At 59.9% G+C, this 14,083-nt stretch carries 14 protein-coding genes and 1 pseudogene; 2 read left to right on the top strand and 13 right to left on the bottom strand.

Annotated features, from left to right (window positions below; genetic code table 11):
• Positions 1-204: 204 nt before the first annotated feature.
• The 3 genes and pseudogenes from ACT4MF_RS16825 to ACT4MF_RS16835 form a co-directional block, all read right to left on the bottom strand.
• Positions 205-573: pseudogene (locus ACT4MF_RS16825) on the bottom strand (DUF7558 family protein).
• Positions 574-743: 170 nt separating this feature from the next.
• Positions 744-2,927: an LUD domain-containing protein gene (locus ACT4MF_RS16830; protein WP_010904206.1), complete on the bottom strand. Its 2,184-nt coding sequence runs from the start codon at positions 2,925-2,927 to the stop codon at positions 744-746.
• Positions 2,928-3,434, bottom strand: coding sequence for a LutC/YkgG family protein (locus tag ACT4MF_RS16835; RefSeq protein WP_012289746.1), 507 nt, complete (start codon positions 3,432-3,434; stop codon positions 2,928-2,930).
• Positions 3,435-3,606: 172 nt separating this feature from the next.
• Between ACT4MF_RS16835 and ACT4MF_RS16840 the strand changes: the two genes are divergently transcribed.
• Positions 3,607-5,319 (top strand): L-lactate permease, encoded by a 1,713-nt coding sequence (locus ACT4MF_RS16840; RefSeq protein WP_012289747.1) that lies wholly within the window; start codon positions 3,607-3,609, stop codon positions 5,317-5,319.
• A 102-nt stretch (positions 5,320-5,421) separates the two neighbouring features.
• Here the strand turns inward: ACT4MF_RS16840 and ACT4MF_RS16845 are convergent, their stop codons facing one another.
• The 7 genes from ACT4MF_RS16845 to ACT4MF_RS16875 form a co-directional block, all read right to left on the bottom strand.
• Entirely contained in the window at positions 5,422-5,595 is a 174-nt protein-coding gene (locus ACT4MF_RS16845) for a hypothetical protein (RefSeq protein ID WP_010904209.1), read from the bottom strand.
• 190 nt (positions 5,596-5,785) lie between these two features.
• Positions 5,786-6,214, bottom strand: coding sequence for a PIN domain-containing protein (locus ACT4MF_RS16850; protein ID WP_012289748.1), 429 nt, complete (start codon positions 6,212-6,214; stop codon positions 5,786-5,788).
• Complete coding sequence (locus tag ACT4MF_RS16855; RefSeq protein ID WP_010904211.1) at positions 6,211-6,522, bottom strand: AbrB/MazE/SpoVT family DNA-binding domain-containing protein; 312 nt, start codon at positions 6,520-6,522, stop codon at positions 6,211-6,213. Before ACT4MF_RS16855 ends, ACT4MF_RS16850 begins: the two co-directional genes overlap by 4 nt.
• A gap of 72 nt (positions 6,523-6,594) precedes the next feature.
• Positions 6,595-7,518 (bottom strand): transcription initiation factor IIB, encoded by a 924-nt coding sequence (locus ACT4MF_RS16860; RefSeq protein ID WP_444683501.1) that lies wholly within the window; start codon positions 7,516-7,518, stop codon positions 6,595-6,597.
• Between the two features lie 535 nt (positions 7,519-8,053).
• Positions 8,054-9,730: a transposase gene (locus ACT4MF_RS16865; protein ID WP_444683502.1), complete on the bottom strand. Its 1,677-nt coding sequence runs from the start codon at positions 9,728-9,730 to the stop codon at positions 8,054-8,056.
• A gap of 63 nt (positions 9,731-9,793) precedes the next feature.
• Positions 9,794-10,681, bottom strand: coding sequence for a DUF7964 domain-containing protein (locus ACT4MF_RS16870; protein WP_444683503.1), 888 nt, complete (start codon positions 10,679-10,681; stop codon positions 9,794-9,796).
• Complete coding sequence (locus tag ACT4MF_RS16875) at positions 10,678-11,649, bottom strand: DUF7983 family protein (protein ID WP_444683504.1); 972 nt, start codon at positions 11,647-11,649, stop codon at positions 10,678-10,680. Before ACT4MF_RS16875 ends, ACT4MF_RS16870 begins: the two co-directional genes overlap by 4 nt.
• A 107-nt stretch (positions 11,650-11,756) precedes the next feature.
• On the opposite strand from ACT4MF_RS16875, the gene ACT4MF_RS16880 reads away from it, so the two are divergent.
• A complete protein-coding gene (locus tag ACT4MF_RS16880) occupies positions 11,757-12,116 on the top strand; it encodes a hypothetical protein (RefSeq protein ID WP_444683505.1) in 360 nt (119 codons plus the stop codon).
• 15 nt (positions 12,117-12,131) lie between these two features.
• Here ACT4MF_RS16880 and ACT4MF_RS16885 read toward each other — a convergent pair whose 3' ends face one another.
• From ACT4MF_RS16885 to ACT4MF_RS16895, 3 genes are read right to left on the bottom strand one after another with little or no spacing between them, the layout of a single operon-like run.
• Positions 12,132-13,040 (bottom strand): hypothetical protein, encoded by a 909-nt coding sequence (locus tag ACT4MF_RS16885; RefSeq protein ID WP_444683506.1) that lies wholly within the window; start codon positions 13,038-13,040, stop codon positions 12,132-12,134.
• A 59-nt stretch (positions 13,041-13,099) separates the two neighbouring features.
• The gene (locus ACT4MF_RS16890; protein ID WP_444683507.1) at positions 13,100-13,606 is read right to left on the bottom strand and encodes a PIN domain-containing protein; all 507 of its coding nucleotides are present in this window, start codon (positions 13,604-13,606) and stop codon (positions 13,100-13,102) included.
• Entirely contained in the window at positions 13,603-13,971 is a 369-nt protein-coding gene (locus tag ACT4MF_RS16895; protein WP_444683508.1) for a UPF0175 family protein, read from the bottom strand. Before ACT4MF_RS16895 ends, ACT4MF_RS16890 begins: the two co-directional genes overlap by 4 nt.
• Positions 13,972-14,083: the final 112 nt, after the last annotated feature.

Consider the following 14,083-nt stretch of genomic DNA (forward strand, 5'->3'; position numbering starts at 1 on the left):
CAGAGGTTCCGAGGAGGGCTCGTCTCCGCATAATACATTCTATAAGTAGAGCGATTTATTATTCCATCGAACTTGAGCCCTACAATCGGATTGATGACTCTGACTGTTGGGAGGTAAACGACCTCTCTGAATTAATCACACCATGAGAAATGTTTGAAGAAGAGGATTTCAACAAAGCCAGCGAAACAGTAAAGAGTGTTTGGGTCACTCTGCCGGCGTCGCGACGAGATGTTCCTCGAGATCACGCGTCCAGTACGTCGCGAGCCCGCCCGGACTACAACGGGCGCACAGCTGCAACGGGCCTTCCAGATGCCCGAGTTCCACCCGGAATCGCGTGAGCGCTGCGAGCGTGTCGACAACCAGCCCACAGCCGTCACAGGCGACGTGATCGCACTCGTCGGGATCCGGCTCCGTCTGGATCGCACAGTCGACACAGATCGGATGGCTGACCCGTTCGTCCTGTCCCTAGGTATGGGCCTCGCCAGTCTCGGTACCGGGCGGGGCGTCGAAGAAAGCACATCCGTTGAGTTCTTGGCAGGTCCATGCAGGAATGTTCGCTTGCTTCCCCGACATCTTGCTTTCAGCGTCGCTCCGGTTCCTACTCCTGCCAGAAACGAAGGCTACCGCGCGAAACGGTTAGTGTGACAGCACACTAATCATCCCGCTCTCCCCGACCGAACAGCTCTGGAAGGGAAGACTACTGCCGCCGGAACACCCTATAGCGACCTCTCATCCGGGCCGGACTACTGTGTATCGAGTAGCCGTACCGGATGTGCGGGCCGGCGCGTGAGGAGTGCGTCGAGTTGCTCGAGACACGACGTCCCGCTGGCGACGACAGTACGGTCCGCGGTGTCTTCCGTGGTGAATTGATCGACGAGTGTCTCGCCAACGTCCACGCTGAGCTCGTAGTACTCGGACTTGTAGCCGAAGCTTCCAGCCATTCCACAACACTCCACGTCCGAGGTCGTCACGTCGAACCCGCAGTCTTCGAGCACCGCCACCGTGTACGGTTCGAGATCGAGCGTCCGCTGCTGACAGTGGCTGTGGTAAGCGATCCGCTCGTCGCCGCCGCCAGGGAGTACATCGATGTCCGCCCCGTTCTCTAGCAGGCCGTAGACGTACTCCATGAGTTCGTAGCTGTGCTCCTGCAGCGCGGCGTAGTCGTCTTCCGGAAGGAGCCGTTCGTACTCGCGGTGGAACATCGCGAGATCTGACGGCTCGATGACGACGACGTCGTGACCTGCCGCGATGGCGGGCGCGATCGCGTCGTAGACGGCGTTGGCGTTGGACTGGGCCGTCGACACCATCCCCTGTGAGAGCGGGGCGCGCCCGCTCTCGCCTGCGGGCGGAACGTCGACGCGGATGTCGAGCGCCTCGAGGACGCGGACGGCAGCCTTCCCGCGCTCCGTGCGCACGTAGTTCGTGTACGCGTCGGGGTAGAGCGCGACCTGTCGGCGTGCCTCGTCGCGACCGACGCGTGGCCCCCGCTTCTCGAACCACTCCACGAGTGATTCACGTTCGAACTCCGGGAGTTCGCGGCGGCTGTCGACGCCGAGAGTTCGCTCCAGCAGCGAGCGCGCGGGACCGGTCCGTGCGGCCCAGTTCGAGAGCGGTGCGAACGCCGACCCGAGTTTCGCCAGCGTGTCGAAGTTCCCGAACAGCCGTTTCTGGAGGTCGACCCCACCAGGCTCCTCGTCCGGGGTGAGCCCCTCCACGAGGAAGTCGAGGTCGCCGTCCTTCCCGCGATTGATGCGGTCTCGGACGACCGTGTTGATCCACGGGATGTCGATGTTCACCGGACACTGGTTCACACACCGACTACAACCCGTACAGAGGTCGTTGAACTCGGCGGCGCTGTCCTCGCCGTGGACGCCGGCCTCCCAGCCGGTGGCGATGCCGCCGGAGTACGTCTCGCCACCGAAGGCGTGGCCGCCGACGTGCTGGAAGTTCGCACAGGAGTTCGCACACGCCGAACACCGGATGCAGTACAGCGTCTCACGGAGCTGATCGTCCTCGCGCATCTCCATCCGCCCGTTGTCGATGAGCACGAGGTGGAACTCGCGGTCGTCGCCGGATTCGAGTTCGTTCCCGCCGAACGTGGGGGAGTCACTCGGCGGGGTGAACAGCGAGACGTAGGAGGTGATGTCCTGGCCGGTCCCGGACCGCCCGATCAGTTCGACGAACGGCTGGAGATCCTCGACACTCGGGACGAGTTTCTCGACACCCGCGACTGCGACGTGGGTGTCCGTCGCTTGCACGCACTTGCGGGCGTTCCCCTCACTCGTGACGAGCGCGAGCGTGCCGGTGTCCGCGGTAACGAAGTTCGCGCCCGTCATCCCGACCTCGGCGTCCAGGATCTTCTCGCCGAGGTACTCACGAGCGAATCGCGTCAGCTCCTCGGCAGTCTCCAAGGGTTCCTCGGGGTCGAACACCTCGTTGAACAGGGTTGCGATCTCCTCGCGGGACTTGTGGATCGCCGGGGCGACGATGTGTGAGGGGGCCTCGTCGGCGACCTGGAGGACGAACTCTGCGAGGTCGGTCTCCCAGACGTCCCCGCCGCGTGCCTCAAGCGACTCGTTGACCTCGATCTCCTCACTGGTCATCGACTTTGACTTCACCACGTCGCGGCCGTCGACGACCTCCTCCATGTATCGGTTCGCGTCGGCGGCGTCGTCGGCGACGTAGACGCTGCCGCCGTTGGCTTCGACGGCCTCGGTGACCTGGTCGATCAGTTCAGGGAGGCGTTCGATGGCGTCTTCCTTGATGGCACGAGCCTCGTTTTTCAACTCGTCGTAGTCATCGAGATTCGCGGTGGACTCGTACCGGCCCTCGTTGAAGACCTGGGTGTTCTCGTGGACGGCGTCGCCCTCGGTGTCGAGGAGATGGCGGATGCGCTCGGCCTTCTGCCGGCGGGTGTCGGCGCTCATCTACTTGCCCTCCAGAAGTACGACCGTCACATCCATCGGGCCGTGAGCGCCCGTCACGAGCGCGCCCATGTCTGCGGTTGCGCTCGGCCCCGTCGCGATGATGGACTGTCCGACGCCGTTCCGGATGTCCTCGGCGAGCTGGTCGAACGTCGCGTCCATGTCCGGGAGTACGTCGCTGGCGGCGACGACGGCGACGTGTTCGTCCGCGTAGAGACTCACCGGCTCCTCACCGTCGGTACCGCCCTGGATGATCACCGAACCGTAGTCGGCGATGCCGTAGCCGGCAGCAGTGACGCCGGTCGCCGCGGCCTCGAGGTCCGCGATCGACGGATCGGTCTCGACGCTGTCCGGCAGCGAGACGGTCTCGAAGGGGAGTGAGGTGCCGACTGTGGGCGCGTCGAGCAGGGGTGAAAGCGTCGACGCGAACTCGTCGGCCGTGGTTCGCACGAGTTCGACGCCGACTTCGTCGAGTGACGACTCGAAGGTCGCAATTGGCTCGGCTGACATGTCCCAAAAAATTGTACCAACAGTTAATGGGTGTTTCCTCTCCGGCCCGACCATGATTTTCTTTCGTTATGGATAATCGCCCGATCCGGCCGTATTTGCAGGTACATATCATGCAGAAAGTAAGTTACATATGGCTGGTTATGCGATGGCCCAATAGTGGAGAGTTCCAACCATGCCTAATGTTCTCATACTGGCTCTCGTCGGCGTCGTCCCGATCGGCGTCGCGTTCGTACTGCTCGCTGGGCTCCGGTGGTCCGCTGCCCGCGCAATGGGTGTCGGGTGGCTGCTCGCGGCCGGAATCGGACTCACGTACTGGAGTATGGAGCCCACCTGGTTGGTGGCCTCGGCCGTCTACGGCGCGCTGCAGGCCGTCGACATCATCCTCATCGTCTTCGGGGCGATCCTCCTGATGAACTACCTCGAGGGGAGTGGCGCCATTGCTACGATCAGGTGGTACTTCGGGCAGATCGAAGAAGACCGGCGCATCCAGGTGCTGCTCATCGGTCTCGGGTTCATGACCATCATCGAAGGTGCAGCCGGGTTCGGGACACCGGGAGCACTCGCCGCACCGCTGTTCATCGGCCTCGGATTCCCCCCGTTGGCCGCTGCGGTGTTCGGGCTTTATTTCAACGCCCCGAACCCGCCGTTCGGTGCCGCCGGCACGCCTGTCATCGGCGGCACCGGTGCCGTCATCGACCCAGCGCTGTCCGGGTCGGTGAGTGTATCCGAGTTCCTCTCGATGGTCTCCGCATGGACTGGCGTCGTCACGGGAGTGACGTACGTGTTCTGGGGACTGCTCGGCGTGTTCTTCCTGACGTACTGGTTCGGGAACGGTGACGGTGAACGCAGCATCGGAACCGCCGTGCGTAGCACTCTCCCCATCGCGCCGTTCGCGCTCCTGCTTGGCGTCGTCACTGGTGGCACACAGCTGGTAATCGCGTGGTTCGTCGGGCCTGCACTCCCCGATATCGCCGCAGGGTTCGTGGTGCTCGGCATCGGTCTCCTGCTCGCAAAAAACGATATCCTCATCCCTGATGACCAGTGGGACTTCCCCGAGGAATCGACATGGAGCGACACGTGGCTCGGCGGCCTCGATCTTGACGAGGTGTCCCGTGACCAACCCAAAAAGGAGATGTCTGTGCTGTTGGCGTGGACCCCGTACCTGCTCGTTGCGCTCGCACTGCTCGTCACGCGGTGGCCGGACCTCACGGTCGCCGGCGTCGCCGTCCTCGACTGGATCCAGAGTTTTTCCGTCGGACTCGACTCGATCCTCGGTACTGAACTCGGATACACTCTTCAGTACCTCTATCTCCCCGGAACGATGCCGTTCATCCCCATCGCGATCCTCACTGGCTTCCTTCACAAGATGGACACCACACAGATGGGGGAAGCGTGGCGACGGTCGATCCAGCAGATCGCTCCGGCCGCCCTCACGCTCATTATCGCCGTCTCGATGACGCAGATAATGATTCAGTCGCAGACGAACACCGCCGACCTCCTCGGCATGATGGAGGCACTCAGCCGCGCGCTCGCGATGGGCGCCGGCGGCCTGCTCCCGCTCATCTCGCCGTGGATCGGCGCTATCGGCTCGTTCATGACGGGGAGCAACACGTCCTCAAACATCCTCTTCAGCGTACTCCAGTACAACGCCGCCGAGACGGTCGGCGTCTCCCGGGTGATCGCCGTCAGCCTGCAGAACGTCGGCGGCGGCCTCGGAAACATGGTCTCGGTGTTGAACGTGGCCGCTATCTGTGGTGTCGTTGGAATCACTGGGCGTGAAGGCGACCTCCTGCGGAAAGCGATCATCCCGATGGCGCTGTTCGCTGTCTTCGCCGGCCTGTTCGGGATGCTGCTGACGTACGTTCTGGTTCCCGGCCTGTTCTGACCCCGGTCGACGACGTACCGGGGCTCCGCCGCTTCCGGAATCGAAACGAGGTGAACGAATAGAACGAGCCAAAACGAACTCACCGAACTCGTACTGCTCGGTCTAAACGAACTCCGTGAGCGCCCCGTTCTCCCGGTTCGGTATCTGCTCGAACGCGGAGTTCGTAGTCGCGATCGGCCGATCGTTCGGCCTGATGTCCGCGAGTTCGCCGTCGGGGACGGTTGCAAGGCGACCGACGGTCAGCGGCATCAACGCCAGATAGACGCCGGTCGCCATGCTCGTCGGCGCCGCGGCGACAATCGCGTCGTCGAGACCGCGGCATCACGGATCACTGTTCCGTCACTGTCGGCAGGAGCATGGTGAGTCACGCCGCGCTTACTGTCGCGCGCCGCACGCCTCCCAGCGCCGACAGACACGCCACGCGAACCCGGGGCCTTTACGATGTCTGCGTCGATCAGGTTGGTTGCTACGCTGATTCCGGTCGGAAGCGCGTAATCGGTACGTCGTCAACGTCGTCATAATCGTCATCGGCACCGACGAGTAGCATGCCGCTGACTTGGTTCGCGGTTGCGAGCGCGAACGCATCGCCAAGTGCTGGCGAGTAGCGCAATTTGAAGTCGGCTGCACTGGGCCACGTCTCCTCGGTATCGACTTGCCGTATCCCGGTTTCTTCAAGGACGTTGACGATGGCGTCGGCACGGGCTTCACTGTCGATAGCGCGGACGACATAATGGACCTCAGCGAGGTTGATCGCGGAGATATAGCCATCAGCCGATCCTTCTACCGCTTCGATGTAGGTTTCGACGGTGTCACTACCCGGCTCATCACAGAAGTACGCAACTAGCGGTTCCGTGTCGAAAACGATAGTGTCGGGATGCTCACGTGCTGCTGTCATTTCGTATCCTCAGTATCGCGACCGACATACCGCTCCTGCAGCTCCTCGTCACTAGCTTTGTCCTGTTTTCGTTCCTCACGCAGCCGTTCGACTGCCGAGTTCCCTTGGTCGTCGGTCTTTCCCGCCAAGATGCCGCGAAGGTCCGTGGCCGACTGAATGGGACGAACGATGACCTCCCCTTCGTCGGTGCGAACGAACTTTACCCGGCCGGGAGTATCGATCCCTAGTTCCTCGCGAAACTCTTTCGGGATCGTCGCCTGTCCGCGAGAGGATACCGAGACGACTTTTTCAGACTCTGATTCACTCATACTTTCTCTACCCATTACTTTACCACACTCATATATGGGCTTGACGGGCAACCTAACGGCTATACGAGCTCTCTATTCTACGATGGAGAGCAGCCGATCGCGATGGCTCCTGATCGTCTCGACGGTCACCCCGGCGGCCGCCGCGGCATCGGCTTGCGTCAACGGCGCGTCGTGGACACACGCCGCCATGTACAGGCAGGCGGCGGCGAATCCGGATGGATGCACGCCGGTCGTGATGCCGGCGTCGACGGCCTGCACAACGAGCTCCTCTGCCCGGCGTCGAACAACGTCCGTGCAGCCGAGGTCGGACGCGAGTCGCGGGACGAACTGGTCCAGGCTGACTGGTGGGGTCGGCAGCCCCAACTCTTCGTTGAGCACCGTGTAGGCGTTCTCGACGCGGTTCTGTCCGACCTGCGCCATCGGCGCCACATCGTCGATGAGCCACGACTCCCCGTTGCACCGGCAGGCGCCGAAGACGCTCGCGGCCGCCATCGCCTCGATTGATCGGCCTTTGAGCAGTCGTTCGTTCTGTGCCGTCCGGAACAGCTGGCAGGCTTGATCACGCACTGAATCCGCGAGGCCGAGTGCGCTCGCGATCCGCCGAATCTCCGTGAGTCCATGCCCGAGGTTGCGCTCCTTCGTGGACCGCCATCGGCCACGGGACTGTTCGCGACGCATCCGCGCGAGGCGTCGACGCTTCTCGCTCGAGAGGGCAGTCCCCCTCGCGTCCTGTCCGCTGCCGATCACCGTCGACAGTCCGCGGTCGTGTCGGGCCGGGGTGAGTGGCGCCCCAGTTCGTTTCGCCGTCTCGGCGTCGTCGCGGTGCCACTCCGGCCCACGGTCGATCGACTGCTCGTCGATGATGAGGCCACACTCCGTACACACGGTTTCGACCGCATTCGTTCGCACCGAGCCCCCACATTCTGGACACGGCTCAGTTGTACCACGCTGGACGTCTTCATCGAACGTACGCTCGTAGGGTTCACTCGTCGTCATCGGTCTCACCTGATCGAGGCAACGCCGATTCGGCGCGCCCCGCACCCCTTCCGGGGGTGACAAACTCGGCGGGAGACGCACGCCCGAGGCATCGGCGCCGGTCTCGATCCCGGCGGCCATCGACGCCGACCGGGCGGCGAGCTCGGCGACTGGTGGTGGCGCCCTCGGCGATGGCACTGTCGGGCGCTGTTGCAGTCCGTGGTAGATCAGAGGATAATCGGTACGTACAGCGGTTCTATGATCCGATTACGTTAGATCAAGGAAGCGGCGGCACTGTCTAGTTAAGCACGGCTTCTGCTGGCGTTTGTTCGTCGAGCGATTGATGCGGTCTCTGGCGGTTGTGGGAAGTTGAGACTACGGCGGCTATAGCACCGCTGGTATGCACGATATCAGCCGAACCACCGAACTTGACACGGTTCACACTCGGGCCGGGACACCACTTCCAGTTAGTATCCCAACTAGAACTGCGTATTTGAAGAGATCAGAACAGCGCTGCCGCTCGTTACTCCTGTTCTCACTGGCTCAATATCGGCGATTACCCGACTCCAGTTTCCTTCTTCAACAGTGTGAGCGTATTGTCCGCAGTCACAATCGGGGAATGCTCGTACTCACCCGTCAACTCGACTTGCACGAGGAGGTCGACGGCCCGCCAGATTGAGTACAGCAGACAGGCGAACGCGAAGTAGAAGAATCGCAGTACGAAGTTCTTCGAGGTTGTCGCGGCCATGAACCGCTTAATGCTCCGGTAGCCGCTCTCGATCTCCCAGCGATAGCCGTACTCACTCAGCAGTCCCACATTACCGTTGCACATGAACACCGAATACTGCCGGTGGTCAGTGTGTTCAGAATTCTCGTTTCGACGGTATACGAGCGTCGTCTGGTGCCACTCATTCTTGCCCAAGTGGAGCTTACGGTCGTTCACGTATCGATCTGTCTCACTCTTCAAGAGTCGTTTCGCCTGGGCTCTCTCGCTCGTGTGCATCCGCTTTGGGACGACGTACGTGAGCCCGCGTTGGCTAATCATCTCCAAGACGTGTTGGCTGTCGAATTCTCTGTCCATCAGCACGCTGTCGACGTGGACGAGGTCCTCAGCCGAGTCAAGTAGATCCTCGACAATTTCCAGCCGACTCTCGCCACGCCGCACCGGCCTTGCGTCTAAGACAATCGGGACCGCATTACCGACGAGCTGGACGGTCGCCCACTGATAGGCGTATTCGTCGGTCTTCTCTTTTGTCCCGATGATCTCATCCTCGTGACCTGTTCTATCACCGGTGAAGGGCTCAGCTTCAGTGATGTCGATGGCCACGATTCCGGCTCGGAAGAACTGCTCTGTCTCCGCGACTTCATCCAATAGCCGTTTCACGGCCTGACGGTACATCTCACGAATCTCCGCTATCGAGAGGTCACGAATCTGATCACGATGGGCGTGCCCCAGAGGTGTCCGACTACGCGTCGACTCGTAGATGAAGCTCCGAGCCCCCTCATTGGCAGCTAAGTTCTCGCGGAGGCCGAGATAGGTCTGTAAGTCCCAGTAGGCATTCTCGTGGATCTCACAACCCTCTCCGCGATCCATCGAGAACGCCGGGAAGACAACGCGACTGACGTGATCCGTGATCGTTCCCGCCTGTTCCAGCACGGTCTGCTCGTCCGGATCGGAGTCTCCGGTACTGTCTCCTCGCTGAGGGAGCGTCCTGTCCGGGTCACGCGGAACGCTCACACCCGCGTTTTGGGCATTGATCAGGGCCGTCTGGGCAGCCGTCTCAACCGTCTCGCGTAACTCACCCGTGAAGCGCTCGTGCCAGCTACGCCAGAGCGTCGACTGATTCGGAACGCTCTCGAGTCCGAGTTGCTCACGCAATTCAGGGTGGCACTCGAGGAATCCGACGAGTGCTGTCTCGTGGTTCCATCCGTGGAGTTCTTTCAACATGAACACTCGAAAGAGGGTGTCCATCTCGTAGCTCGTCGATCCCGCATAGCGGTCATGGGTCTCGAATTTGAAGTAAGCGAGCGGCAGCGAACAGACGAATTTTTCGACCGAGTTGTGGCTCTCGTGGCTGAACCACGTCTCCGAAATCGTCCGAACATCTGATTCCAGTCCCGCGAGCGACGTTCGGTCATACAGTGGTGTCGAATCATACGCCGGCCACTCGACGTACGATTGTCGAGCGATGCTTCGAAAGACCGTGCGACGAGAGACAGGAGTCGAAGCCACTACGGGATAGTCAGTAGGACACGCACAAGAATTCGTCCAGATCAACAGAGGGCTAGACGACTACTACAACAGGTGGCCGTACCCTTTGCGTTCGAGTTCGGCTTCCAGTTCGACGTGCATCGCTTTGACAGTTTCCTCGCCGAAGTGCTGTCCCGTCATCGCTCCCGAGATCTCCGCGATCTCAGCGTGCCACTCGCGAACTGCGTCCGCAAGCGCGGCGAGGAGTTCTTCTTCGGGCTTGTTTGCTCCATCGACTTCCTCGACGATCTGCCACCCCGGCTGAAAATTTTCGAGGACGTATCCTGTCTCCTTGAACTGAATCGCGAACCGCTCACAGACTGCTCCGAACCCGGTTTCGATGCTGAGCAACGGAATGACGTGGACGATATCCTCGTGCTCCTCCAGTTCACGGAGGTCCGCAACGGGCACAGCGGTTTCTGGAAGTACAGAATACAGCGGATCAGGCAGAAGAGGGCCGCTCTCATCGGCCCCCGACGGCTCGTACTGGTCGTCGATCGGATCGCCTTTCTCTTTCACGACTGTTGGCTCTGTGTCACTCGGTTCCTCGCTGAGAATCTCTTTCAGGATAGCGTAGAAGCGCCACTCGTCGCCGTAGTCGTAGAGATAGCAGATGCGGTCGTACTGTTCGAGACCGAGCTGACGAGTCATTTCACCGATCGTCACATCACCCGCGTTCTCGATCCGCTCGGTGCGTAATACCGGATCGCCACCAAGTGATTCCTCATACTCCTGTAAGCACTGGTATTTGACTGCGCTGTCCCAGTAATTCTCATCGTCCCCAACAAACCAGAGATGACCCTGATCGAGTCCGAATGCGGGGTTGATCGCCGACTGAAACTCGGCGATCGTCCTGTCTGCCCCGACGATGATATCTCGCCACAGCGATGTCGGGTCCGGATCGAATTTGACGCGAAAGCGGTAGGCAGTCATCTTTGCATCTCCGTACCCGTGCGGAAGCTCGTGAGGTCGTCGATACGCTGCTCTAGGTCTTCGATCTCGTCTCGAAGTTGTTCAGCTTCGTCGTCATCACTGGCGGCGAGACGGTCTTTCAACCCCTGGAGCCGAGATTCTTTCACGTCTTCATCGACCTCTGCCTTCCGGACGTACTCGCTTTCCTCGATGTTGTAGACATCCGATTCAGAGAGTGTGGTCACTTCGAGTGCTTCATCGACTTTCGAGCGGTCGACGCTCAGCACACGTTCACGGTCGATACCAGCGTTTCCAAGGCGATCTAACACCTCCTCGTCGTCTTTGAGCGAGCGATTGCGGCGACTCGTCCGCTGGACAGAGCCATACTGCCCAGAGACCGGACGGTCGTGATGGAGTCGAGCGAGGAGGACATCTGCGACCTCCTGGCGGAAGTCGTTCGCATCTCGCTGGACATCCGAGAGCAGTGTGTAGAGATTCACCAGCGCATCTGTGTCCAATTCAGGGAGATCAGTCACTTCGTGACGTTCGAGTGCATCAATGAGGAGGAGCGCGTCCGAATAGACAGCCAGTCCGTCGGGTTCAATTCGGTCCTCGTCCGTGGGTTCCTGTTCCGCGTTGACTACCTGCGTCGCCGTCGCGATCTCTGATTGAGTGATGACACCAGCATCCTCATCAACCTCGAATCGTGGATGGACACTCCACACCGCAGGATACGGATCGGCATCTGCCGGGAGACGATCAAGATCAAACCCGTCGGGGGCGTCCTCGATTCGCCGATAGAGCGTTTCGAACTGGTCTCGCTGGAGCGGCCGCGTCTCATCCCTGTCTTCGAAATGGATAATGACGCGAGCGTCCTGTACGTCAGTAATACGAAATCGGTGATGGGAGAGCGGCGTGATGAGCGTCGCACTTTCAGGAAGGTCATCGAGTTCTTCGAGAAGCGTGTGCCAGCTGGCGGTGAAAGACATATACTGTGGTTGTGGCCCATTCAGACTAAATCTTGTTCACAACGCGGCCATCGGTGGGCAGTCTCCGTAACAGACAGTCTGATACGTGTCTCTCCGGAACTACCGATATGGCTGAGACGTACGCACTCCGTGTTCAGATCGAGTCACACGAGTACGACGGCGAGTTCTATCTCGTCGGCCAAGGATACGGAACCCCAGCAGACGTGTTGGACAACGTCGCTGCCGACCATCTCTTGCGAATCACGAATTCGCCACGTATCGAAGAGTACCTGTTCGATGTGCTGAAGCACGGACAGAATACAGGTAAAGCCGAGTATGAGGCGACAGACAGCGATGTCGAATGCTGGATTCACGTCGATGTCTCCTACCAGAGATACGCCTTCGGTGTCGGAGACAGAGTGTTCGAGTTCTCAAGCGAACCGTCCAAAAGCGAAATCGCATCGACTGTCACGCAACTCCAGTCGTAGGCTGTGGACTCTCGTTCAGGGATCGAAGTGGTAGATATAGGGGTGATCAACCTTCCCAGCGGGCATAATCTCTTCGAGTAGCTCGTGAACCTCAGATTCGGAGGGGGCACTAGTGATGATCCGATCGTCGTAGATCGCCACATAGGCTTCGTTAAGTCCCAACTCGCGCAGTTCTCGACCCAAGCTTCGAGCTCGAGCCTTCCCCGTCTCCTGATGGTAAATCCACTCCAGTTCGTCGGTTCTCTCCCGCAACTGCTCGATCTCCGACGCGTATCGCTCCCGATTACGCTTGTTCTTCATATAGAAGCGCAACTCCTCGGCGTCCGTCTTTTCGTCTTCCTCGGGTACTGGAAGCGAGTCGATTATGCCGAAACGATGTTTGGCCTCCTCGTATTCGTCGTCGATGTCGGTACTGAGCGAGCCCCCGAATATGATGTTCTTGACACCGATCCATCCATCGTAGACGATCTGGTCCTCGAACGGCAATAGGACGACACTCGAAACCGGGACTGGAAGTGCAGATTCGTCCCACACTTCGGTGAACGGCAGCCGAGCCGGCCGGACTGCGTATGCTTTCGGCGGTTCTGTCCAATCGAGAAAGATCGCATCGTCCGCTCGATAGCGAACGGCGACGAACTCTCCGGCGACGAAATCAGTCCACGCTGCGACCTGTTCGAGATCAGCTTCTGACAGTTCGGGAGGATTCTGTTCAACGAAGTCCTCTATCAGGTCCGTCGTTGACTCGTTGTACAGCGTATTTCGGAGTGGGAGAAGCTCGTCAGTGTAGTGCTGTTCCAGATCAGCGACTGTTTCGATCCCTTCGATGACATCGAACCGTTCGTTGACGTACACCAACAGATGGGCATAGAGATCCAGAAACCGTTGTTCGCTCTCGTCTGACAATCGTCTGTCGGCTTCACTCATTGGTAATAGACGTGTTTACGGTCACACTAATCAGGCGTTTCGAACTTCGAGCGAGTTCCTCATCGATATTCCGAAATCGTTCGATACGGGACGTAGTACCCGATTTCATCGATCCACGTCGACAGCCACTCGTCAGCAGTCGCTTCATCGATCTTCCCAGCGTCGATTGCAGCCAACAGAACTCCGACGGATCCGACAACGGTCACGCCCTGATCTTTCGCAAACGACCGGGCATCCCCGTCGTCGGTCAGTAGGCGGCCGTCCGCTGCGTCCGCCAAGGCGAACGCTTGGGCCTCGCCGGGATCGAGATGGCCACCAACAACAGCCTCTCTGTTTGCGACGGTGTCCGAAATCGTCGCGACTGGAATCTCATCGTCGAGTGTATCGAGTGCTGACTGAAGATACGGGTGGTCGTCGCCCCCGCCTTCGAGTTCCTCGCGAACGACTGGAACCGTACAGATCCCAGAGAGTCCTGCAACCACCCACAGCTGGTCAATGTACGCAAAATTCGAGAGGACGGTCGTGTTCAGAACGCTCGGGTTGGGTGGGATATCGTCACCTGTCATTTCGCGCGTGACTCCTCGTCGTCCGAGTCCTCGTCATCGAATTCGAGTTCGCTTGCTGCCTCTACCTCGTAGGCTGCGTCGTCTTCGTCGACGAGTCCGAGACGGAGTTCGACGCCGTGCTCACGGAGGATATCACGCATCGTCCAACGGTCGACGTCGGCAAGTCTCGCAGCATCACCGAGCGTAATTCGTTCCCGTTCGTAGAGAGCGACTGCAGCCGCAATGCGTTCGTTTTCGTGGTCCTCGAAGTATTCACGCACGAACTCTCGCAACGCATCGCTCTTGCCCCCGAACACACCAGCCTCGACAGCACCCTCGATGAGGAGGTCGAGGTCGTCTGGATAGGAGCCGGTAATTCGTGCCATCGTCCTATCCCAAACTACGACTTCATACTATTTATGAACTGCGCCAGGCTTCCATATGCATTGAGACGACGCGTCTCAACTACTGCGCGACCGTGGAAGTTGAGACTACACC

Source organism: Halorubrum sp. FL23, assembly GCF_052439115.2.
GTDB classification, from domain to species: Archaea; Halobacteriota; Halobacteria; order Halobacteriales; family Haloferacaceae; genus Halorubrum; species Halorubrum persicum.